The 23,621-nt window shown below is 65.4% G+C and carries 17 protein-coding genes and 1 pseudogene; 7 read left to right on the plus strand and 11 right to left on the minus strand.

Going from position 1 to position 23,621, the window contains the following annotated elements:
• Positions 1–155: 155 nt before the first annotated feature.
• Together ACWPV3_RS06835 and ACWPV3_RS06840 are read right to left on the minus strand one after the other, a co-directional pair.
• The gene (locus tag ACWPV3_RS06835; RefSeq protein WP_312736539.1) at positions 156–1,466 is read right to left on the minus strand and encodes an alginate lyase family protein; all 1,311 of its coding nucleotides are present in this window, start codon (positions 1,464–1,466) and stop codon (positions 156–158) included.
• Positions 1,467–1,520: 54 nt separating this feature from the next.
• Positions 1,521–4,355 (minus strand): TonB-dependent receptor, encoded by a 2,835-nt coding sequence (locus ACWPV3_RS06840; protein WP_453977343.1) that lies wholly within the window; start codon positions 4,353–4,355, stop codon positions 1,521–1,523.
• Between the two features lie 334 nt (positions 4,356–4,689).
• Between ACWPV3_RS06840 and ACWPV3_RS06845 the strand changes: the two genes are divergently transcribed.
• The 3 genes from ACWPV3_RS06845 (at position 4,690) to ACWPV3_RS06855 (ending at position 7,892) form a co-directional block, all read left to right on the plus strand.
• A complete protein-coding gene (locus tag ACWPV3_RS06845) occupies positions 4,690–6,558 on the plus strand; it encodes a hypothetical protein (protein ID WP_453977344.1) in 1,869 nt (622 codons plus the stop codon).
• A gap of 139 nt (positions 6,559–6,697) precedes the next feature.
• Positions 6,698–6,985 (plus strand): hypothetical protein, encoded by a 288-nt coding sequence (locus ACWPV3_RS06850; RefSeq protein WP_453977345.1) that lies wholly within the window; start codon positions 6,698–6,700, stop codon positions 6,983–6,985.
• Between the two features lie 40 nt (positions 6,986–7,025).
• Complete coding sequence (locus tag ACWPV3_RS06855) at positions 7,026–7,892, plus strand: DUF6538 domain-containing protein (protein ID WP_453977346.1); 867 nt, start codon at positions 7,026–7,028, stop codon at positions 7,890–7,892.
• On the opposite strand, the pseudogene ACWPV3_RS06860 reads toward ACWPV3_RS06855, so the two are convergent.
• The 4 genes and pseudogenes from ACWPV3_RS06860 to ACWPV3_RS06875 form a co-directional block, all read right to left on the minus strand.
• Positions 7,780–8,536: pseudogene (locus tag ACWPV3_RS06860) on the minus strand (IS5 family transposase). The gene ACWPV3_RS06855 and the pseudogene ACWPV3_RS06860 overlap by 113 nt on opposite strands.
• Before the next feature lie 165 nt (positions 8,537–8,701).
• Complete coding sequence (locus ACWPV3_RS06865) at positions 8,702–9,328, minus strand: 2-dehydro-3-deoxy-6-phosphogalactonate aldolase (RefSeq protein WP_453977347.1); 627 nt, start codon at positions 9,326–9,328, stop codon at positions 8,702–8,704.
• A complete protein-coding gene (locus ACWPV3_RS06870) occupies positions 9,325–10,215 on the minus strand; it encodes a 2-dehydro-3-deoxygalactonokinase (protein ID WP_453977348.1) in 891 nt (296 codons plus the stop codon). The genes ACWPV3_RS06865 and ACWPV3_RS06870 overlap by 4 nt, the downstream gene beginning before the upstream one ends.
• A 1-nt stretch (position 10,216) precedes the next feature.
• Entirely contained in the window at positions 10,217–11,791 is a 1,575-nt protein-coding gene (locus ACWPV3_RS06875) for a sodium/sugar symporter (protein ID WP_453977349.1), read from the minus strand.
• Positions 11,792–11,944: 153 nt separating this feature from the next.
• Between ACWPV3_RS06875 and ACWPV3_RS06880 the strand changes: the two genes are divergently transcribed.
• The 4 genes from ACWPV3_RS06880 (at position 11,945) to ACWPV3_RS06895 (ending at position 16,243) form a co-directional block, all read left to right on the plus strand.
• Positions 11,945–12,718: an IclR family transcriptional regulator gene (locus tag ACWPV3_RS06880; protein WP_453977350.1), complete on the plus strand. Its 774-nt coding sequence runs from the start codon at positions 11,945–11,947 to the stop codon at positions 12,716–12,718.
• A 97-nt stretch (positions 12,719–12,815) separates the two neighbouring features.
• Positions 12,816–13,565: an SDR family NAD(P)-dependent oxidoreductase gene (locus tag ACWPV3_RS06885; protein ID WP_453977351.1), complete on the plus strand. Its 750-nt coding sequence runs from the start codon at positions 12,816–12,818 to the stop codon at positions 13,563–13,565.
• Complete coding sequence (locus ACWPV3_RS06890; RefSeq protein WP_453977352.1) at positions 13,566–15,368, plus strand: IlvD/Edd family dehydratase; 1,803 nt, start codon at positions 13,566–13,568, stop codon at positions 15,366–15,368.
• 20 nt (positions 15,369–15,388) lie between these two features.
• The gene (locus ACWPV3_RS06895) at positions 15,389–16,243 is read left to right on the plus strand and encodes an SMP-30/gluconolactonase/LRE family protein (protein ID WP_453977353.1); all 855 of its coding nucleotides are present in this window, start codon (positions 15,389–15,391) and stop codon (positions 16,241–16,243) included.
• Positions 16,244–16,289: 46 nt separating this feature from the next.
• Here ACWPV3_RS06895 and ACWPV3_RS06900 read toward each other — a convergent pair whose 3' ends face one another.
• The 5 genes from ACWPV3_RS06900 to ACWPV3_RS06920 form a co-directional block, all read right to left on the minus strand.
• Entirely contained in the window at positions 16,290–17,966 is a 1,677-nt protein-coding gene (locus ACWPV3_RS06900) for an MFS transporter (protein WP_292086373.1), read from the minus strand.
• A gap of 67 nt (positions 17,967–18,033) precedes the next feature.
• The gene (locus tag ACWPV3_RS06905) at positions 18,034–19,014 is read right to left on the minus strand and encodes an alpha/beta hydrolase (RefSeq protein WP_453977354.1); all 981 of its coding nucleotides are present in this window, start codon (positions 19,012–19,014) and stop codon (positions 18,034–18,036) included.
• Positions 19,011–21,998 (minus strand): beta-galactosidase, encoded by a 2,988-nt coding sequence (locus ACWPV3_RS06910; protein WP_453977355.1) that lies wholly within the window; start codon positions 21,996–21,998, stop codon positions 19,011–19,013. Before ACWPV3_RS06910 ends, ACWPV3_RS06905 begins: the two co-directional genes overlap by 4 nt.
• Entirely contained in the window at positions 21,998–22,315 is a 318-nt protein-coding gene (locus tag ACWPV3_RS06915; protein WP_292086377.1) for an L-rhamnose mutarotase, read from the minus strand. The genes ACWPV3_RS06910 and ACWPV3_RS06915 overlap by 1 nt, the downstream gene beginning before the upstream one ends.
• A gap of 86 nt (positions 22,316–22,401) precedes the next feature.
• Positions 22,402–23,610, minus strand: coding sequence for a rhamnogalacturonan acetylesterase (locus ACWPV3_RS06920; protein WP_453977356.1), 1,209 nt, complete (start codon positions 23,608–23,610; stop codon positions 22,402–22,404).
• Between the last annotated feature and the right edge of the window lie 11 nt (positions 23,611–23,621).

A 23,621-nucleotide genomic window follows, 5' to 3' on the forward strand; every position in this document is an offset into this window, starting at 1 on the left:
CGGCGATGGTCGTGGCGAGGGGGAGGGGCTGCGACAGCGGATTGCGCGCGAGCGACGACAGGCGCAACGGCGCGCCAATGCGACGGCATGGGCGCGCTGGTTTGGTTCTGGACGAAACCGCCGCCGAGAGGCCGCCGACAGTGCAGTGACCGAGCCTAACGGGCGTAGGGCGGCACCCGCAGGTTCAGGCTCATGCCGGCGTTACGTTCGGCGTAAAGGGCGGCCTTGTCGGCGAAGGACGGATCGTTCCATGCCCAGGCGGCCCGTTGCAACACTTCGTATATGCCGTCGGTTTCGGACTTGTTCAGCTCTGGCCAGCGCCACTCCGTTTCACGACCAGCGTAGGCCGCCACGAATTCCGCAGCGCCGTGCAGTGAACGCCCATCCTCGGAACGATAGTTCCAAAGGTCGACGCCGACGCATCGCGCTTCGTCCGCCAGATCGAAGGCGGCTGTCAGCGTCCAGGTCGTATAGTGCAGCGATCGGGTTCGCGTCAGTTCCTTGGGCAGGCTGCCGTCGGGATCGATCTGGGCCGCCAGTCGCCTTGTCTTGGCGCGCTCGGCCACGGCTTGGGCGACATCCTCCAGCCCCGCGAACAAGGCGAAATGAGTGATCAGCGTATCGTAATATAGGCCGTGATTGTTATCGGCGGCCCTTTCCTCGCGTCCGATGGGGCTGGTGGCCATCCACTGCACCAGTTCGCCGAACCAGTCCTGAAGCGCCTCGTTTTCATCTCGGGTCAGGGCGTCCGTCGGCAGCAGCAGGCCGGCAGCTTCGATTACTCGCGCCAGCCTGTGGGCGTCGATGACGCCTTCGGCGCGACCCGACACACGGCCCGGCACGGCCTGGCCGTGGTTGAAGTTAGGGTTCATCCTCGTGGCGGGGTTCAAGAACCAGACGCGGATTAATTCGCCGGCCTTGGCGGCGTAGCGTGCGTCGCCTGTGAAATAGTTCGCCAACGCCAAGGCCTGGACATCCTGACTCATCGCCTCGAGTCTGGTGACGTCGAAAGCGCTGGTTTCCCGTTCGGGGTTGAATTGGCCGTCGCGGCGCACATAGGGCAGGCCGTTGGGCTTGGACCGGTCAGGCCACCAGTAGGGCCCCATGCTCATATAATCATGCTTGTCGCCGCTGGCGGGCGTCATCGTCTTGTCGACGACCGAATAAGGCGCGCGCTCCAGGGCGGCGTCCGCGCGATCCTTCAGCGCGCTCCAGGCCGGTTGCAAAGACGGATCGTCGCCCAGACGTCCCTTGATCGTGGTCAGCCAGTCCGGCCGCCACAGAAAGGTGCGTCGCCCCTCGAAAACGGCCGAATAGCCAGCCGCCCCCTCGCATGGGGGGGCGCTACGGGCCTGAACGGCGCCCGACTGAACGGCGCTCGACTGAGGGGCGGCGGATTGGGCGATGACGGGCGGGGCGGCGCAAGCGACGGCCAGAGCCGTCAGCGAAGGGATCAGACGTTTCATGGCTGGAATCCTGGCCGGCCGTCGCGCCCGAAGCACGACGGCCGGGCGTTGGGGTCAGTAGCGGAAGCGAACGCCGAAATAGTACTGAGGATTGCTCTCACTGACCTCGGTCACGGCGTCGTAGCCGGGCTTGTACATGATGTCGCGGGCATTGGTGACGTTCAGCGCCTGCAGCTTCAGTTGGACGTTTCGGCTGATGTCGTAACTGGCCGACAGGTTCAGGACGCCAGACCCGCGAACACTTCGGTTGGTGCTGCTGTTTGGCTTGGAATAATCCGAGCGATAGCGGTAGGCGGCGCGAAGCTGAAGACCGGCCCCTTCCCAGAACACCGAGGCGTTCGCGTTGTGGCGCGACAGGCCCCGCAAACCAGCAGGTGCGACATAGGGGGCGACGCTGGACGGGTCGGGGAATTCGAAATCGGCATCGGCGTAGTTGTATCCGCCGCTGACGCCCAAGCCCGACCACAGACCCGGGAGCTGGCTGAACACCGTGCTGCCGGTGATCTCAAATCCGGACAACTGACGCTGTTGGGTGTCGTTGGCCGGGGCGACGGCGTTGAAGGTGGTTTCCACCCCGTTGGCGATGATCGACGTGGTGAAGGGCTGTACGGCGTCGAAAGAGGCGTTCTTGATCCATTTGTGATAGATGGCGAACGAGAAGGCCGTGTCGCGGTTCAGATAGTATTCGATCGAGGCGTCCAGGTTCCAGCTATCCAGCGGCTTCAGATTGGGGTTGCCGGTCTGCGAGTTGGCGAGAACGCCCTGAACCGTGGTGGCTGTTGTGTCCGGCTGCGGATTGATGCCGACATTGAAGTCTTCGATGCCGGAACGGGCGATGGATCGCGACGCACCGAAGCGCAGGCGGGTTCGGTCGGTAAGGTCGAAGTTCACATTGGCGCTGGGCAGCCAGTAATCATAGTCGCCCTTGCCGCGAACCTCGCTGAGCGTGCCAGGAACGGTTACGATCGTCGCTGCAGAACCCGCCACCGAAGGCGTGACAATCACTTCGGAGCGATATCCGCGTGAATCCACCTCGGTCTTCACATAGCGGACGCCGAAGTTGCCGCTGAAGGGCGTGGTGCGGAATTCGCCGCCGAACGTGGTCATCATATAGAGGGCGCTGATCGTTTCCTTGACGTCGATGTCCTCCGGTCCGCGAGAGTCGGCCATCAGCGGATTGGTGTCGCGGCCCGTATAGGCGCGGAACAGGCAGTCGTTATCGAAGCTGGCCCAGCGACGCACGTTGGTCGATGACTGGGTCATGAACTCCGACGTAGGAAAGGCGGTGCGGCAGTTCTGGTTGGCTTGCGCCACGATCTGGGCCGCTGTCAGACCATCGCGGGCGATCGGGATGTTGACGTCCCCGTTGTTGGCCAGATCGGTCTTGCGAGTGTGTTCCGAATAGCGGGCGCCCATGTTCAATGTACGGAAGAAGCCGGTCGGCGAAAGGTCGTAGACGCCGTCGAAGCGGACCGCAGCGATCTCGTCCTTCCGATCCGTCGCCAGGCGATAGCGGGCATAGTTGGTGTTGGACGCGATCGTGGTCGTCAGGAAGGAGGCGGGATTGGTGATGTCGAAGCCGCCGAAATCGACCGTGGGCACGACGTCAGTGGAAGCGTCCAACGTATAGGCCACACGTGTCGGCGACCGCATGTTCGTGGACTTCTGCGTCTCGGTGCGGTGAGATTCCGAATAGGACAGGTCGCCCGACAGGCGCAGGCGGTCGCCATTCCAACGGCCCGACAGGCCAACCGCCTTGTATTCCTCGTCGCGCAGTCGATCTTCGTTCTGAATCTCCAAGTTGGAGTTGCCTCGGTAGGAGATGAGCGCGCCTTCGCTGTAACGACCGCCGTCGCCGATAACCATTGGCTCGACGCCGCGCGCCGCTTCGGTGATCGCCAACTGGTTGCGGTTCTCGAGGCTGGAGCGCTTCGAATATTGGGTGTCCAGAAGGAAATCGAGCCGTTCGGTCGGCCGCCACTGCAAGGCGCCCATGAAGCCGTCACGGGTTTCTTCCGTCGAAATCTGGCGGAAAGTGCGCGAGGTGGTGGCGAAATAGAGCGGCGCATCCGTCGTGCCAGCGCGCTGAGCGGCGGTGAGGTTGTTGCGAAGGCCGCAATTGAAGCTGGCCCCTGCAGCCGTCTGGGCGGCGGCCGTTCCCGTGATCAGGCTGGGGTTCAGAGCCTCAGAATTGCACGGAATGAAAGCCGAGTTGGTGGTGTAATAGTCCTCCGGCGACGCCTGATCCTGATGCTGATAGCCGAGGCTCAGACCGAAGTCGCCCGCACGGGTATTCAGCCAGCGGTTGGTCCAAGACAGGTTGGCCCGGTAGCCGAGGCCGTCGCGTCCTTGGATCGCATCGTCCTTGCCCTGATAGACGCCGCGATATTCGAACTGCAGGCGCGGTCGGGCTTCCAGCGGCCGTATGGAGCGCAGTTCGATCACGCCCGCGATGCCGCCGTCGACGAAATCGGCTTGCTGGCTCTTATAGACCAGGACGCCGTTGACCAGTTCGGACGGGAACTGCTGAAAGGCCACCGAACGGTCGGGACCGGCGGTGGAGACCTCGCGGCCGTTAAACGTCGAGAAGCTGAGCGTCGGGCCAAGCCCTCGCACCGACAGTTCGTTTGCGTTGCCCTTGAAGCGGTCGGCGGTGACGCCCGTCACGCGCTCAAGAGTGTCGCCGACGGAGTTGTCGGGCAGGGAGCCGATTTCGTCGTTGATTATGGCGTCGACGATGACCGCCGAACTGCGCTTGAAGTCGATGGAGCTGCGTTGCGTGGCGCGCAAGCCGGTCACGACCACGTCATCGACCTGCGCCTGATCGCTTTGAGGATCGGTCTCGGATGCGGGATCGACTTGCTGCGCCATAGCGGGGACAGCGATCATCGTCAGGGCTGCGGAGGCCAGTAATACGGGGCGCAGGCGGCGTGTTTGGTTGACCATGAGTATCCCCAGCTAGAGCGTTTCCAAGTCGCACCCGTTCATCGGGTGTCGTATCGCCGCAGAGGCTAGACTAGAAATGACACCGGTGGCAAGATTGGTCGGACTGAAACCGAACGAAAATATCAGCGTGGTTCTTCGTCATAGGGAGAAGCCGTTCCGTGAGCTCAAATATCCGCGCTGCCCAGACTGGCGGCATCGCAACCCATTGGCCGTCCGCCGGCGCCGATAGGGGTTTGGCGGCCATCTCGCCGACAGCATCTTCAAAGGACATCCGCCGTTGACTCTCCACAGCTTGACCATCTGCGCTTCCGTATCGGTTCTGGCGGCTGCGTTGACCGGCGTCGCCTCGCCCGCTCAGGCCCAGGTCGAGAGGGGCGTTCTGTATAGGGATGCGCCGGCCATGAACGCGGTGATCCACAATCGGGTGAAGCCCCAGATGGCCGCCCTGTTGGATCAACTGACCACCGATGGTCGGAATATGACGCTGGACGACATCAAGGTGTTCGAGGCGAACGACAAATTCCTTCCGGGAAAGATCGCCATCGGCATGGCCGAAGCCATTCTGGACACGCCGGCTGAAGACGCCCGCCGCGCCCAGCTGCTGGGCGGGTTCCGCAGACTGTCCGAACTGATGGTGGAGGACGATAACGAGACTTGGGGAATCTATTATTATCTCTCGGCGCTGCATCAGCTTCAGCAGGCTGGACTGCTGGACCAGGCCGTAGCTCCGGACACCTTGGAGCGTCTGCGCCAGCGGCTGGATTGGCGCACATTCGTTCGCCCCGACGAACTGACGTTGATCAATCTGCCGAATAACTATTTCGGCGTCGCCTTCAGCATCGCCCGCCTGCGATACCTTTTGGGGTGGGAGGATTCGTCAGCCAGCGAGGCCTTGCTGGTCAAGACGCTGGACCACTTCCGCCAATATTCCGGCGAGTTCGGTTTCGCCGACGAAACGGACGGCGAAGGGCGCTTCGACCGCTACAGCGTGCTGTTGATCGGAGAGATCGCCCAGCGCTTTATCGAGACCGGCGTGCAGCCGCCCCAGGCGGTCAAGGACTGGCTGCGCCGTTCCGTCGATCTGCTCATGTTGCGCTTCAACCTTCGCGGCGAAGGGTTCGAATATGGGCGAAGCATCGGCGTCTATGGCGAAACAAGCTTTCTGGAGGTCTTGAGCGCCGCCGCCGCCTTGGACCTGCTGAGCGATCAGGAAAAGGCGATGGCGTACGCCTTTTCTTCTAGGGTCGCGGCCCGTTATGCCGACTTCTGGCTGGATAGCGGCACCGGGTCGGTGAACATGTGGGATCATGGGCGTCGAACGGACGCCTATCGCGGAAAACACCGGATTCTGGGCGAAAACATCAGTTTGTCGCACCAGCTATTCTACACCAACGCCATCTGGAATCGCCTCGGGTGGAAGGATCGCGCGCCGGACCCTGGCTTCGCGCAATGGCTGGATACTCTACCGCGCTCGACGACGACCTGGTTCGCGCGAGGGAACACGGATCGCGCCCTGATCACCTATCGCGACGCAGACCGGGTGATCGGCCTGCCCCTCGTCAACGGCGGCCCCACCCAGCATATGAACAACCCCTATTTCCCCATTCCCTATTCGCCGGGCGTGCTGGCCGGGGCGGCGGATCAGACCTATCCTCAGTTGATACCCCGCATCACCCTATCGGACGGGACGGTGCTTCAGCCCCTGTCCTGGTTTCAGGACGTGCAGACGACGACCGAAGGCGACGTCACTCGCGTCACCTATCGTCTGGCCGCACTTGATCAGATGGGCAAGGCATCTCCGGTTCGAGATGACCGCGTAAGTATGACGACGGACTATGTGTTCTCTCCCAGCAAGATCACCCGTCACGACATAGCCGTCCCCCGATCCGGCGTGCGCATTTCAAAAGTCGAGATGGAGTTCGCAAGCTTTTCGTCTGGCGCTCAAGTCACGGGCGTAGGAGTGACATTCGAGACGGGCGCAGTGTCCGCTTTTGAAGTCGACGGACTGGAATGCGCCATCCATGCGCCAAACGCCGTTTACGAGTCGCCAGTCGGACCGTTTCGCACCGTCGTTCGCTGCAGCGCGCACGCAGTGCCGGATGACTGGCGGGGAAGTTGGAGCCTCCGACTGAGAGACGATAGGTGAGTGGGCGCCGTCAGGAACTGAAAAGTTGGGCTCAGGACTGAGGGGGTGCTGTCGGGTTAACTTTTCCAAGTTGACAAGCCCGATCCAACAACCCGTTTCGATGGTTCGGCAGTTCGCCTGAGGTGATCCGGAGCGGGCCATGCAGCGGTTCCGCCAGATGAAGACCCTGCAGAAATTCGGCGCGGTTCACGCCGCTTCCCACAACCACTTCAACCAGGATCGCCATCTCATCAGCAGAGATCACTTCAAAGCCCGACGCTCTGCCACTTTGGCCGAGTGGAAGGCGCTTGCCGCCCGAAGAGCGACGAGCGGGGGAGGGGTGCGCTCAGTGGAGACAAGTTCGCATTGGACTGACAGCACCGCCACGGTGCTACAAACTCTTGATCTGAAAGAGTTTGTTATAAAATCAGTCACTTACAATCGTTAGGGGCCGAATGTCTGCTACACTCGATAGGGAGAAAGCAGACGTGTTGACTGGCCTAATCAGGCGCGATGGCGGGCGGTATTCCACGCGCCGCATCATCCCCTTGGACCTGCGCCCTGCCTACGGCGGCAAGCGGGAAATCGTCAAAGCCTTGGGGACCTCGGACCCGGCTGAGGCCAAGCGACGCCATGTCGCCCTATGGGCGGAGCAGGATCGAGAGTTTGCTGAGGCGCGGGCAGCTATGGCCGCAGCCGAAAAGACCCCCGCTGTCGAAACCAAGGCGGCGGCCAAACCCATAGACATAGATGCCTATGCGGCGCGGGCGCTGGTCGCCCTGCGGAAGAAGCGGACGGAATATCTCGCGGCTGGGCGGTTAGAGGACTTCAACCTTGAGGCCCGCGAAGGGTTGGAAACCTATCAAGCGATCCTCGACGGCGGCGATGACCTGGGCCTGTCATTGTCTGAGGCTGAGGGGATGCGGGCGGCGACGCTGGCGATCCTCACCGGGGAAGGCGCGGCGGCCCTTGCTGCGGCTCCGGCCGTCAAGCCCACGGCATATGGCGGCCCCCGTGTCCCGCTCTCTGATGTGCTGGACAAATGGCAGGCCGAGCGGACGCCAAGGCCGAGAACGGTGCGGGACCTGACGCGGACGGTTAAGCGTTTCGAGGCCGTCGTCGGCAAGTTGGTGGTCCAAGATGTAACCAAGCAGCACGTCATAGCGTTCAAGGATGCGCTGCTGTCCGAAGGCAAAACGCCAGGAAATATCAACGTCATCATCCCGTTCCTAGGCTCAGGACTCATAGCCAGAACAGGATGGTTGCGGCGAGGGCTATGGCGGAGAGGAAGACGGTCGGGCAGCGATCATAGCGCGTGGCGACGCGCCGCCAGTCCTTCAGCCTGCCGAACATGATTTCGATCCGGTTTCGCCGCTTGTAGCGGCGCTTGTCGAACGGATGGGGTCGGTCCGGGATTTGCGGCCAGGGATGCAGGGCGTGACGCCCTTGGCCTGCAAGGCGTCCCTGAACCAGTCCGCATCATAGCCCCGATCACCGAGCAGCCACTGAGCTGGGGGAAGACTGTCCAGCAGGGCGGCGGCGCCGGTGTAGTCGCTGACCTGGCCAGCGGTCACGAACAGGCTGATGGGGCGTCCGTTGGCATCGGTCACGGCATGAAGCTTGGTGTTCATGCCGCCCTTGGGGCGTCCGATCAGCCGCCCGAGGCCCCCTTTTTCACCCGCAGGCTCGAAGCCGTGCGGTGCGCCTTGAGGTATGTCGCGTCGATCATGACCGTACGACGCTCGGCCTGAGCGCCGGACAGACCCTCCATCATCCGAACGAAGACGCCGGCCTCGCTCCATCGCTTCCAGCGATTGTAGAGGGTCTTGTGAGGCCCATAGGCCGCCGGGGCATCCCGCCAGCGCAGGCCGTTGCGATTGACGAAGATGATCCCGCTCAACACCCGACGGTCATCCACCCTGGGCCTGCCGTGGCTCTTGGGGAAGAAGGGTTCCAGCCGAGCCATCTGCTCGTCCGTCAGCCAATACAGGTCACTCATATCCAGACTCCTCAGGAGCCTGAATCAGATCGAGCCTCTTGGATCAATGGGTCCTGAGCCTAACGCTGGACAGGAAGGCCATCCTCACGTCAGGGTGGGATGAAGGCTCTCGGTTCGCTTGAACGGAGACGTCGTCCCGCTCTAACACATAGCGATAGCTAGGCCTTAGGGTCTGGTCCAGCTGGCGACGAAGCGGGCGGCCTGGGCTCCGATGGTCTGGGGGGGCTGGCCCGGCTTGAACACCGCTGATCCGATGCCGAAGCCCGACGCGCCCGCAGTGCGCCAATCGGCTATGCTGTCGGGTTCGACACCGCCGACAGGGTAGATGCGGGTTTCGGCGGGCAGGACGGCGCGGACGGCTTTCAGACCCTTGGGGCCGGCGATCTCGGCGGGGAAGAGTTTCAGGGCGTCGGCGCCGGCGTCCAAAGCGGCGAAGGCTTCGGACGGGGTGAAGAAGCCGGGGAGGGACAACAGGCCCAGGGTCTTGGCCTCGCGGATCACCTCGACGTTCGCATTGGGCGAGATGATCAACTGGCCGCCGGCGTCCGCGACCTCTCGCGCCGCCGCGACGCTCAGCACCGTGCCGGCGCCGACCAGGGCGCGGCCGTCGAGCGCGGCGCGCAGACGGCGGATGCTTTCCAGCGGCTCGGGTGAGTTCAGCGGCACTTCCAGGCAGCGGAAACCGGCAGCGACGATGGCCTCGCCGATTTCGACCGCCTCGTCCGGCTCCAGGCCGCGCAGGATGGCGATCAGCGGCAGGGGGTCCAGGCTTTCGATGGCGACAGGGATCATCGGGAGAGGGCCTCATGAATGCGCCACAGGCCTCTGGCCGTGGCGGCGGCGCCGTCCGCGATGCGGACGTCTTGGAAACCGCCCTGCGCCAGGGCGGCGGCATAGCGGCGGCTCAAAGCCTCGGCGCCGATCAGGATGATGGGACGATGGTTCGCATCGACCTGGGCCGCGACCTCGGCCCCGATCAGCAGGCCCGACAGATAGTCGGCCGAGGACGCCGGCGAAAGGCGTCCGGCCAGGCCCTCGACCCGCACCGAGAACAGGGCGGCGGTCACGGCGGGATCATGCAAGGCCCGCTCCACCCCAGCGGCGAAGGCGTGGTCGTCCACGCCCGGCTCGCCCATGTCGGCGCCCAGGATGGTGCCCTTGCGGATGGCGGCGAACAGTTCGCCGGTCATGAAGGTGCGGAAATGGGTGATCTGTCCGCCAGCCGTGCGGATCCATTTGCTGTGGGTGCCGGGGCCGACGACCACCGCGTCGTCCGGCGCGTTCAGGCCAAAGACCTGGGTCTCCTCGCCGCGGATCACGTTCTGAAGGCGGCCGTCCTGAAACACGGCGATGCCGGGCACAATCGAAACGTGGGGCGCATCGTCTGGGCTGGCGACGGCGCTGGCCAGATCCGCGACGCCGGCCGGGCAGGGCAGATAGGCCATTTCACGCCACCGGCCGCGCGCCCCGGCCATGCCGCTGACCAGCACCGGCAAGCCGTCGTTCAGCCAGTCGCCCGCGACATCGTTCAACACTTCGCGGAATTGACCGGGCGCCAGGCCGCCGGCGCCGCGCGGGTCGGTGCGGCTGTCCAGCACCACGCCGCCCTCGGCGATCCGCATGACGCGCAGATTGCTGGTGCCCCAATCGACCCCGATCAGTCCGGTCGCTGAACTCACCTCACCACCAGATCGTATAGACCAGGATCAGGAAGGCGATCACGCCGACCGCCGCCAGGTTGAAGCCCAGCGAGGTCTTGTAGCTGATCTGGTCCAGCTTGATCTTCATGGCGTCGGGCTTGGCCGGGACAAGCAGGGACACGATCACCGCCGCGATCAGCGAGACGACGAAGACCACGCCGACCCGGTTCATGAAGGGGAAGATGAACTGGCCGGTTTCCTGCAGCCACCAGAAGACCGCCGACAGCACGACCGAGCCGATGGCGGCGGTCAGGGCGCCCGCTTCGGAAGCCCGCTTCCAGAACAGGCCCAGCATGAAGATGACCACGATGCCGGGGGTGAAGAAGCCGGTGAACTCCTGGATGAACTGGAAGGCCTGATCGAAGCCGCCCAGCAGCGGGCGGGCGGTCAGGATGCCGATGATCACAGCGGCGACGGCGGCGATGCGGCCGACCGTGACCAGCTGATGCTCGGGCGTGTCCTTCCTGATCTTGGCGTAGAGGTCCAGGGTGAAGATGGTCGAGATCGAGTTCACCTTCGAGGCCAGCGAAGCGATGATGGCGGCGATCAGGGCGGCGAAGACCAGACCCTTCAGACCGACAGGCAACAGGTTCATCATCGTCGGATAGGCTTGGTCCGGCGCTGACAGATTGGGGGCCAGGACCAGGGCGGCCATGCCCGGCAACACCACGATCACCGGCATCAGCAGTTTCAGATAGGCAGCGAAGGCGATGCCCTTCTGCGCTTCCGGCAGGGACTTGGCGGCCAGGGCGCGCTGGATGATGTACTGGTTGAAGCCCCAGTAGCTGATGTTCATGACCCACAGCCCGCCCAGCAGCACGGCGATGCCCGGCAGTTCCTGATAGTGGGGATTGTCCTTGGACAGGATCATGTCGAACTTGTCCGGGAACTGGGTGATCAGGGTCTGGAAGCCGGCGATCGCGCCGCCCGCACCGCCGATGGTCGACAGGGCGATGAAGCCGATGATCAGACCGCCGCAGACCAGCAGGGCCACCTGGACGATGTCGGTCAGGGCCACGGCCTTCAGCCCACCCCAAAGCTGGTAGGCCAGGGCGAAGACGCCGATGGCGACGATGGCGTAATCCTGGTTGAAGCCCGTGACGGTGTGCACCGCGATGGCGCCCAGCCACAGGATCGAGGTCACGTTCACGAAGACGTAGAGCAGCAGCCAGAACACGGCCATCACGTTGCGGATCGTCGGCCCGTACCGCTGCTGCAGGAACTGCGGCATGGTCACGATCTCGTTGCGCAGGAAGATCGGCAGGAAGAACTTGCCCACGATCAGCAGGGTCAGCGCCGCCATCCATTCATACGACGCGATGCCCAGGCCGATTACATAGCCCGAACCGCTCATGCCGATGATCTGTTCAGCCGAGATGTTGGCCGCGATCAGCGAGGCGCCGATGGCCCACCAAGGCAGGCTCCTGGACGCCATGAAATAGTCGGTCGAGGTCTTCGGATGTCCCGCCTCGCTGCGCGAGACCCACTGGGCCAGGCCGAAGATGAAGATGGCGTAGATCGCCAGAATCGCCAGATCGATGCCTGCGAGCGACATGGTGCGTTACTCCCCAACCCGGCCGGCGACGCGACCGCTTCAAAAAGCCTAAGGGACAGCGGCGGGCGCGGCAATGCGCTTTTTATATATGCTTTGGGTTTTCACTCACGGTATTGTCTGGGAATGTCAGCGCCGCAAAGACCAGAATCCGCCATGACCGATTCGTCGCCCTCCGCGGATCGGAAATACCGTGCGCCGGCCTTGGAGAAGGGGCTGGATGTGCTGGAACTGCTGTCGGCGCAGGCCGAGGCCATGAGCTTGTCCCAAATGTCGGCGGCGCTTGGCCGGTCGGTCAGCGAACTGTTCCGGATGGTCCAGGTGCTGGAGTTTCGCGGCTATATCGAACAGGACGCTGGGGCCTATCGCCTGACCAACCGGCTGTTCGCCCTGGGCATGGCCCAGACGCCGGCGCGTTCTCTGGTGGAGGTCGCCCTGCCGCCGATGCGTGACCTGGCCGCCGCCACTCGTCAATCCTGCCACCTGGTCGTCCCGAGCGGCGACCAGATCGTCGTCATCGCCCGGATCGAGAGCCCGGGCGACCTGGGCTATTCGGTTCGGGTCGGATACCGGCGAAACATGCTGCACGCCACCTCGGGCCTGATGTTCTACGCGCGGGCCAATCCGCAAACGCGCAATCATCTGCACGATCTGCTGGTCGCCCAGTTCGGCGCCGAGGCCGCGGCGGCCTTCGCCAAGCAGGCGCGAGCCCTGACCAAAAACGATCACGTCGCGCGTCCCAGCGATTTCGTGAAGGGCGTCACCGATCTGGTCGCGCCGATCCAGGGGGCGGACGGGGTGATCGCCACCTTGATCACGCCCTTCATCGAACAGCAGCCTGCCTCCTGCACCCTAGGCGAGGCGGCGACGCGGCTAGTTCAGGCCGCCGCCTTCATTTCCGACCAGATGGGCGCCGCCTTCCAAGCGTGAGCCTCGCCGCGTTGACAGCGATGACGTCAGGCGTCATTTTTGCTGACGATATTGGCTTTCATTTGTGAAAGTAGCCGCGTGGAGGCGCGCACCCCTGATGGCCGCCATCTATCCCGATCTGAAGGACAAGACCGTCATCGTCACAGGCGGCGCAGGCGGCATCGGCGAGGCGATTACGCGCGCCTTTCACGCTCAGGGCGCGCGTGTCGGCTTCCTGGACATCGACGTGGAGCGGGGGCGTGTGTTGGAGGCCGAACTGGGCCAGGGCGCACGTTTCGTCGCCTGTGATCTGACGGATATTCCTACCCTGAAGGGGGCGGTGGCGGAGGTGCGCCAGGCGTTCGGCCCCATCGACGTTCTGGTCAATAACGCCGCCCATGATGAACGCCACGCCACGCTGGACGTGACGGAGGCATATTGGGACGGCCGCATGGCGGTGAACCTGAAGCATCAGTTCTTCGCCGCCCAGGCGGTGCTGCCGGACATGCAGGCCGCGGGCAAGGGTGCGATCGTCAATCTGGGCTCGACCTCCTGGATCATCGGCCAGGGCGGCATGCCGGCCTATACCGCCTGCAAGTCGGCGGTGATCGGGCTGACCCGGTCGCTGGCGCGGGACTTCGGTCCCTTCGGCGTGCGCGTGAACGCCGTAGCGCCGGGATGGATCATGACCGAGCGGCAGCTTGAGCTTTGGGTCACGCCCGAAACCGAGAAAGAGATTTACGCCAACCAGTGTCTGAAGCGCCGGCTCGTGCCCGACGACATCGCCCGCGTGGTCGTCTTCATGTGCTCGGATGAGTCGGGGGCGATCACCAATCAACACTATGTCGTCGATGGCGGCTGGACCTGAATGACCGACAACTCAAAGCCCAAGAAGCCGCTGCGCAGCCGCGCCTGGTTCGACAACCCGGAAAATCCCGACATGACGGCGCTCTATCTGGAGCGCTATTTGAATTACGGTCTGACACGCCGGGAATTGCAGTCGGACAAGCCGATCATCGGCATCGCCCAGACCGGTTCGGATCTGTCGCCTTGCAACCGTCATCACCTGATTTTGGCGGAGCGGGTGCGGGACGGTATCCGTGAAGCAGGCGGCGTTCCGATGGAGTTCCCCGTTCACCCGATCCAGGAAACCGGCAAGCGGCCGACGGCCGGCCTGGATCGCAATCTCGCCTATCTGGGTCTGGTCGAGAGCCTTTACGGCTATCCGCTGGACGGCGTCGTCCTGACCATCGGCTGCGACAAGACCACGCCCGCCTGTCTGATGGCCGCCGCCACGGTGGACATTCCCGCAATCGCCCTGTCGGTCGGCCCCATGCTGAACGGTTGGCACAAGGGCGAGCGCACCGGCTCGGGCGCCATCATCTGGAAGGCGCGTCAGATGATGGCGGCCGGAGAGATCGACTATGACGGCTTTATCGAACTGGTGGCCTCGTCGGCGCCGTCGGTCGGCTATTGCAACACCATGGGCACGGCGACGACGATGAACTCGCTGGCCGAGGCGCTGGGCATGTCGCTGCCCGGCTCGGCCGCCATCCCGGCGCCCTATCGCGAGCGCACTCAGGTCGCCTATGAGACGGGCCTGCGGATCGTGGACATGGTGCGCGAGGATCTGAAGCCGTCCGACATCCTGACGAAGGACGCCTTCCACAACGCCATCGTCGTCAACTCCGCCATCGGCGGCTCGACCAACGCCCCGATCCACCTGACGGCCCTGGCCCGCCACGCCCACGTCGACGTGCCGTTGCAGGACTGGCAGACCGAGGGGCTGCACGTCCCCCTGCTGGTCAACCTCCAGCCGGCGGGCGAGTATCTGGGCGAGGACTATTTCCACGCCGGCGGCGTGCCCGCCGTCGTCTCCGAACTGATGAAACAGGGGCTGATCCGCGAAGGCGCCCTGACCGTCACCGGCAAGTCCATCGGCGACAACTGCAGGAACGCCGAGATCGTCCTGCCCGACGTCATCAAGACCTTCGACGCTCCGATGAAGACCGACGCCGGTTTCGTCGTCTTCACCGGCAATCTGTTCAACTCGGCCATCATGAAGCTGAGCGTGATCTCGGAAGAGTTCCGCCAACGCTATCTGTCGAACCCCGACGACCTGAACGCCTTCGAAGGCCCCGCCGTCGTCTTCGACGGACCCGAGGACTATCACCACCGCATCGACGACGAGAGCCTGGGCATCACCGAGCGGACCCTGCTGTTCATGCGCGGCGCCGGCCCCATCGGCTATCCGGGCGCGGCCGAGGTCGTGAACATGCGGCCGCCCGCCTATCTGATCAAGAAAGGCGTCAGCGCCCTGGCCTGCATCGGCGACGGACGTCAGTCGGGCACCTCCGGCTCCCCCTCGATCCTGAACGCCTCGCCCGAAGCGGCGGCCGGCGGAAACATCGCCCTGCTGCAAACCGGCGACCGGGTCCGCATCGACCTGAACACCGGCCGCGCCGACATCTTGATCTCGGATGAGGAATTGGCCCAGCGGCGCCGGGCGCTCGAGGCGGCCGGGGGCTATGCCTATCCCGCCTCCCAGACTCCGTGGCAGGAAATGCAGCGTTCCGTGGTCGGCCAGCTGGAAACCGGCGCCGTGCTTGAACCCGCCGTGAAGTATCATCGTCTCGTCGATCGGTTTGGCCTGCCGCGCGACAGTCACTGAGCGCAACGCCAGAGGAATTCATGAGCGACGTCGAACTGGTCTGGGACGTCCAGGCCGAACTGGGCGAAGGGCCTGTCTGGGATGCGGCGCGCGGCGTCGTCTGGTTCGTGGACATCAAGGGGCGCAAGCTGCACCGATACGACCCTGCGACAGGCGGGACGCGTTCGTGGGATACGCCGGACCAGACCGGGTTCGCCCTGCCGGCCGAAGATGGTTCTCTGATTTGCGGGGTTCGCGGCGGCCTGCATCGCTTCGATCCTGATCGGGGCGACTTCTCCCGGTTTCAACCGGTGGAGGAAGACCGGCCGCAGAACCGGCTTAACGACGGCTATGTCGCGCCCGACGGGGCCCTGTGGTTCGGATCAATGGACGACAGCGAGCAACGGGAGACGGGCGCTCTCTATCGCTGGTTCCGGGGCGAGCTGGCGCGACACGCCGACGGCTACGGCGTCACCAACGGGCCGTGCCTGAGCCCCGACGGCCGGACCCTCTATCACCACGACACGCTGAAGAAGACCATCCTGGCGTTTGATCACGACGAAGGCGCGATCTCGAACCGGCGCGTCTTCGCCGTGACGGAGGACGGCTATGCGGACGGGCCTAGCATGGACGCCGACGGCGTTCTGCACGTCGGCCTGTTCAACGGCTGGGGGGTGGCGCGCTTTTCGCCCCAAGGTGAACGCATCGGCAAGATCACGGCCCCCGTCCAGACCGTCACCAAGGCGGCCTTCGGGGGGGCGGACCTGCGCGACCTCTATCTGACCACCGCCTGGCTGGGCAACGCCGACAAGCGCGAGGTCCAGCCGACCTTGGGCGGCCTGTTCCGCGTGCGGGTCGAAACGCCCGGCCTGCCCCAGAACCTGATCCGGCTCTGACAGGAACCAGGCGGCGGCAAGCCCGCCGCCTGGACATCAGGGACCGTCAGTCGGCGCGGGCGTTGATGTCCGTCTTTCGGCCGTCCTTGACGAAGACGAAGCCGAGCACGGCCGTCAGCACCGCGATCGCCACCGGATACCAGAGGCCGTAGTAGATATTGCCTGTCGCGGCCACGATGGCGAAGGCCACCGGCGGCAGGAAGCCGCCGAACCAGCCGTTGCCCAGGTGATAGGGCAGGGACATCGAGGTGTAGCGGATCTCGGTCGGGAACATCTCGACCAGGGCCGCAGCGATGGGGCCATAGACCATGGTCACATACAGCACCAAGATGAAGAGTATGCCGATGGTGAGCGGCAGGTTGACCTTGGCCGGATCGGCCTTGGCGGGATAACCGGCGGCCTTCAGCTGCTTGGCCGCGCCGGCGTCCCAAGCCTTCTTGGCGACGGTGAAGTCGGGCGGGGTCATCGTCTCGCCCCGGAAGCTGGGCACGACGACCGAACCGATGCGGATCTCCGCCACTGACCCGGCCGGAGCGGCGACGGTGTCGTAGCTGACGCCCGCGCGCGCCAGATAGGATTTGGCCACGTCGCAGGACTGGGTGAAGGTCGCCTTGCCGATCAGGTCCAGCTGCAGGGAACAGTCCGCAGGGTCGGCGTGAACCGTGACCGGCGACTGGGCGGAGGCGGCGGCCAACTGCGGGTTCACAGCGCCCGTCAATGCATGAAACAGCGGGAAATAGGTCAGGGCGGCCAGCAGACAGCCGGTCAGGATGATCGGCTTGCGCCCCACCTTGTCCGACAGCCAGCCCCAGAAGACGAAGAAGGGCGTGCCCAGCAGAAGGGCCGCCGCCGTCAGCAGATAGGCCTGGGCGCTGTCGACCTTGAGCACGCGCTCCAGGAAGAACAGGGCGTAGAACTGGCCCGTGTACCAGACCACGGCCTGGCCGGCGGCCAGGCCGAACAGGGCGATCAGCACCAGCTTGAGATTCGGCCAGCGGCCGAAGCTGTCCTTCAGCGGCGTTTTGGATCCGCGCCCCTCGGCCTTCATCTGTTTGAAGGCGGGGCTTTCCGAAAGCTTGAGGCGGATGATCAGCGAAACGCCCAGCATCAGGATCGAGACCAGGAAGGGAATACGCCAGCCCCAGTCCAGGAAGGCCGCCTCGCCCACGGCGGTGCGCACGCCCAGAATGACGACCAGCGAGATCATCAGGCCGGCCGTTGCCGTGATCTGGATGAAGGAGGTGTAGAAGCCGCGTTTGCCGGGCGGCGCGTGTTCGGCGACATAGGTCGCCGCGCCGCCATACTCTCCGCCCAGAGCCAGGCCCTGGATCAGGCGCATGAGAACCAGAATGATCGGCGCGGCGATGCCGATGGCGGCATAGCTGGGCAACAGACCGACGACGAAGGTCGACAGCCCCATCAGCAGCATCGTGACCAGGAAGGTGTTCTTGCGTCCCCACAGGTCGCCAAGCCGACCGAAGACGATGGCCCCGAACGGTCTCACGGCAAAGCCTGCGGCGAAGGCCATCAGCGCGAAGATGAAGCCCGTCGTCTCATTTACCCCTGAGAAGAACTGGGCCGTGATGATGGCCGCCAAGGAGCCGTACAGATAGAAATCGTACCACTCGATGACCGTCCCGACGGATGACGCCAGGATAACCAGGCGGGAGTCCTTCGCCAGCGGCGTGGCTCCCTCGACCGTTTCAGACACCCCAGCCGTCATTTCATTCCCCCTTGTGTTTATCGTGACGCTGATTCTCTGATCGACGTCGCTTGATTTAGACTTCTGGCTACGACCTTGGCGAACGGTCCCGTTTCAGGAAGGCGTCGAACAAGCCCATCCAGGCGGGCGCACCCGAAGCATCCGTCTGGGCCAACCCATGCCCGCCTTGCTCGAAGACGTGGAGTTCGCCGGGGCGGTTCTGAGCGCGTAGGGCCTGCCACAGCATCAGACTGTTCTCGACCGGAACGACGCGGTCATCCGCAGCGGCGGCGATGAAGGTCGGGGGCATGTCGGCGGGGACATGGCGTTCGATGGACCAGGCGTCGCGGGCGGCCTCGGTCGGGTCGCTTCCCACCAGCGCGCGGGCCGACGGGCCGTGGGCGTAGGGCGGGGTCAGGGTGACGACAGGGAACATCAGTCCGGCGAAGTCGGGCCGGGCCGACAGGCGGTCGATGGCGTCGATGGGCGCATAGGCGTCCTGAGCGAAGCGTGTCGCCAACATTCCGGCCACATGGCCGCCGGCCGAGAAGCCCGCGACGGCGACGCGGTTGGGATCGAAGCCCAGTTCGGCCGCGCGCGAGCGGACGATGCGGATGGCGCGCTGGGCGTCCTGAAGGGCGACGGCGGGACCGGCGGCCCAGCCGTCGCCGGGCAGGCGGTAGTCCATGATGAAGACGGTGTAGCCCATCTCGGCCAGACGCGCGTCGATGGGGCCGCCCGCCTTGCTGACCGCGACGCGCTGATAGCCCCCGCCGGGGATCATCAGGATCGCCGCGCCATTGGGCTGTGCGGGGCGACGCAGCATGATCCACGGATCGCGCACATGGACGAAGGCCGTGTCGTTGGGGTCTCCGTTCGGATTGCGCAGGACGACCTGTTCCTGAACCGTCACCGTCTCGCCGCCCGGCGCAGCGCCGGGCCATAGGGGGCGAACCTCGAACGGGGCGGAGACGGCGGAGGCGGTTTGTGCGCGGCCGACGGCGGGCGCGACGACGGCGCCCGCGCCTAACGCCAGCAGGGCCCGACGCGGCAGGCGGGGCGCGGTCATCGCCGCGCCCCTTCGGTCGTGATCTGAACACCGCCGCGCACATTGCGCTGGGTGATCAGGCGGACATCTTCCAGCACATTGCCGGGCGCCCCGTCGGTCGAGACGGCCAGGGCGAGGGTGTTGTGGCCCCGTGCGTTCAGTATGCCCTCGGGCAGGGTGAAGACCCGCTGCGGTCCGACGTTGGCGATGAACTGGCCCATGTGCCAGCCATTGACGAAGATCAGAACGCGGTAGGCGCGGTCCGAGCGCGGCGTGTCGATGTCGCCGAACGCCAGGCCGATGGAGGCGTCCTGACCCTGGGGCACGTTCAGGTCGAAGCCGGTGCGATACCAGGTCACGCCCGGCTGCAGGGCCTGACCGACCGTGGCGGCGCTCCAGCGCGTGTCGTCGAACTCAGGCAGGTGCCAGCCGTTCCGCTCGCCGAACAGGCCGCCGTTGTTGGCGACGCCGCGCACGGCGTCGGTGAAGTCCTCGCCCCCCTCACGCCCCTGAATCTTCCAGGCGATGGGGACCGAGAAGCCGGGGCCGGCGCGCGGGCCGACCGAGACCGAGACCAGGCCGCGGGCTTCCTTGTGGAAGTCGTTGGCGTCCAGATTCCAGTTATGGCCGTTGTTGCGCACCATGACCGACAGGACGTGCGGTCCCGGCGTCCGCGCGGCGGCGGGCAGGGTGAAGCGCGCCAGGCCCGTGGTGATCGGGCGCGGCATTCCGGTGGGCAGTTCATCCTGACCCACCAGTTCGCCGTCCAGGAACAGCTGCAACATCCCCGCGCCGCCCGCGCCATAGAACAGTTCGATGGTCTCGGCCTTCGGCCCGCCCTCGAACCGGCCGCGATACCAGACGTCGCCCTCGTGGAAGCCATAGGCGTCCATCAGCATGTTCGGCTGGCCGTCGGGGCGCAGGGTGTTGCTGGCGTAGGCGCGGTTGTCGATGGCCTGCCAGTCGCGGTCGTCGAAGTCCGGTTTGGCCTCGGGCGAACCGGGAGCCGCGCGCCAGTTCGTAAGCGCCGGCAGGGCGAAATCGGCAGGACCGGGCAGGGCGGCGCGCGCCTCCAACCCGCCCGACGCCGTGGCCCGCGTGGCGACGGCGGCGCCGTTCCAGCGGACCGACCGCACGGGCGCCGACGACCACAACTCCAGCGGCGTCTCGGCCTTGGTGTCGCCGGTCAGAAGCAGTTGGCCGCGTTCGATACGGGCATGGCGCAGCAGGGCGGGACCGCGCACCAGCACGTCGCCCTGACGCCAGAAGCGCGCGGCCTCCTTCTCTTCGCCGATCAGCAGCAGAAGGTCGGGACGACCGCCGCCGCTGATCTTCACGCGGGCCAGACCCTGATGAACGTAGTCCAGCTTCAGGTCGCCGGTCCGCGGATCGAAGGCCGGTCGGACCTGCCCTTCCAGCACCGTCACCGTCGGGGCCGAGGCGAAGCGCAGAACCGTCTGGCCCGGCTCGTCCTTGCGGCCGTACATCAGGACGACCGGCTGGCGCGCCGACGGCAGGACCGCCTGCACCTCGGATGTCGAATAGACCAGCCGCTGTCCCGCCAGATCGACCCCGGCGACCAGCCATTTGGCGTCGAACCCGTTCAGCGTCATCGGCACGACATAGCGGCCGTCGGGCAGGTTGGCGGTGACGGTGAAGTCGTCGTTGGTCTGTCCGTTCGACGGCTTGTGCGTGACCAGCAGGAAGCGAGCGTCCGTTTCCGGGCTGCGGTTATGATAGACTTGGATGTTCGGCGAGGAAATCTCGACAGGCCCGGCGGGGATCATGCCGGCCAGATCGGGGACCGACTCAAGCAGGTCGGCCAGTTGCTTCATCTCCTCGGCCTTGGGCCGCAGGTCCCGCGCTTCGGAGATGGCCGCGCCATAGTCGTAGCTGGTGAAGACGACCGGCGCGGCCAGCCAGCCCCAGCTGGTGCCGCCGAAACCGACATAGATGCTCTGAAGCGAAATGCCGTTGGCCAGGTTCACGCCATAGAAGACGCGCTGGAACCGCTCGCCGCGCTGGCGGGCGTTGCATTCGTAGCCGCCGTTGGAGCCCCAGTAGTCGAACCAGCCGCCGCCGATCTCGGCCATGAAGCCGGGCGTGGAAGGCGAGGCTGAGGCGCCCCCCTTGGCGCCGCCCGGACCATAGAAGCCCCAGTCGGGGGCCGCCGCGCCGCGCGTGGTCTGGCCGCCGACCGTGCAGGTGCCGCCCGGATAGCCGTCGAAGGCGTACAGATCGACCGGCCCGTGGACCACCTTGTCGACGGGCGAACTCTCGGGCGCCCAATAGCCGTTGCGGCCCTGATCGTTATGGAAGATCGGCACATTGATGCCGTCCGCGCGCGCCTTGGCGTACAAATGATCCATGTAGCGGCGGTGCGCGGGCGTCGTGACCGCCAGCTCGTTCTCGATCTGATAGAGGATGACAGAGCCCTGGTTGCCCCGACCGTCGCCGTTGATCTGATGGCGGGCGATGATGGCGTTGACGTGAGTCAGCCACTCGTCGGCGGCGGCTAGATACTCAGGCGAATCCGTGCGCGACGGCGCGCGCTGATTGACCAGCCAGCCGGGGAAGCCGCCGCGCGTCAGTTCGGCGTTGGCGTAGGGGCCGGGCCGGACGATGACATACAGGCCCTCTTCCTCGGACATCTTCAGCAACAGATCGAGGTCGCGGATGCCGGTGAAGTCGTAAACCCCCTGTTTGGGGCTGTGGTAGCCCCAGTCGAAATAGAAGGCGACGGTGTTGAATCCGCTGGCCTTCATCTTCTGCAGCACATCGCGCCACAGCTCGGGGCTGGGCAGACGGAAGGGGTGCATCTCGCTGGACCAGATGACCAGGCGCTTGCCGTCGATCATCAGGGAGCGGGCGTCGTAAGAGACCCGGCCGAAGGTCTGGGCGGGGGCGGTGAAGTCGGCGGTGGCCTGGGCCGTTTGGGCGACGGCGGTCGAGGCCTGAACCAGCGGAGCGGCGGCGACGGCGGCCGCGAGGAGAAGCGCGCGCATCAGGCTTGATGGAACATCAGTTGCAGGGGCCATTCGCGCGGCTTGTCGCCCGGCTCGACCTCCATCAGCGGCGCCATATAGGTCCACCATTTGCGCATCAGGGGATGGTTGGGCAGGTCGTCCAGCGTGTGGTCGTCCGCGCGGCGCAGAACCGCGAACAGCGACAGGGTCTCTTCGTCCAGGAAGATCGAATAGTCGCTGACGCCGCTGGCGGTAAGCAGTTCGGCCAGTTCGGGCCAGATGGCGTCGTGCCGCGCCTTGTATTCGGCGACGGCGCCCGGCTTGAGCTGCATGCGGAAGGCGTGAAGCGTGCCCATGTTTCCTCCGGTTCCGATTATTCGGTACTTTATTTCATTATTTGGTAGTCCCTCTCGGCGGGCGCGTCAAACCGGGTTTGGCGCGATCAATCGCCGCGCGGCCGCTCGCGGCTGGCGCTCAGGCTCGGCGCGATGTCGATCTCGGCCATCGGCGGGGCGTCGGGGGTGAAGGTGTGGAAGTCCGGCGCGATGTGGGCCGCCAGATCGGGCGCTTTTTCCGCGATCTGGGCGGCCACCGCGCGGGCCAGCAGCCAGGCGCCGGCGTTGTCATGATGAGTGCGATCCGCCCCGCCGTCGTTGAACAGGCGCGGCGCCTGATCGGGGCCCAGCGCCTCATAGATGCGGCGCGAGACGTCGTTCAGGTCGATCAGGGGCACGTCCTCTTCGCGCGCGACCCGACGCGCGGCCTCGGCGTAGGTTCCGAGCGTGTCCTGGATGCGCCCGTCGCGGAAGTTGCGGCGCTCGGGCGAGGTGACGAGGATGGGATGGGCGCCGCGCCGCTTCGCCTCGGCGATGAAGACCCTCAGATAGGCCGGATAGGTGGTCTCGGGATCGACATAGGTCTGGGGCCACTGGGCTTTCTGATCGTTGTGGCCGAACTGGATCAGCAACCAGTCGCCGGCCTTCAGCGTGGTCAGGATCTTGGCCAGGCGCAGTTCGCTGATGAAGGACTTCAGCGTCTCGCCAGACTGGGCGTAGTTGGCCACGGCGATGTCGGGCGTCAGCAGGGCGGGCAGCATCTGCCCCCAGCTGGCCGCCGGTTCCGACGGCTGGTCGGTGACGGTGGAATCGCCCGCCAGATAGACCACCGGCGCCTCGACCGGCTCGATGTCGATGGACGCCACCTGCGGGCTATCCAGAAACTCCAGCGTCAGCCGGTCGTCCCAGGTGCGCGAGGCCAGCTCCTGCGGCGTCAGCACCACGGCCGTTCCGCCCGGCGCATTGGCGGGCGGCAGTGGCAGGGCGGGGCCGCGCACATGGACCAGGAAGCTGCGGGTCTGATAGGCGCCGGGCGCGGTGACGACGTCGCGCAACATCAACCGGCGGGCCTCGGCCTTGACGGTGGTGCGCCCGGCCTGCGGGCCGCCGAAGCGGACGGTGACGCGATAGACGCCTTCGGGCACGGCGGCCGAAAACAGATAGCCGTCCGACGCGCCGCCCGGCTCGAACCCATAGGCGTTCGGCTGATAGGTCTGGTCCGGCTGGACCGCGATCCGGTCCGGCGCGGTCGGCTGGGCCGCCAGATCGAACCGCCAGGTCGAGATCGCCGCCGCCATGAGGATCGCCGTCAGCATCGCGGGTCTTT

The organism is Brevundimonas sp. Marseille-Q4549 (assembly GCF_976940555.1).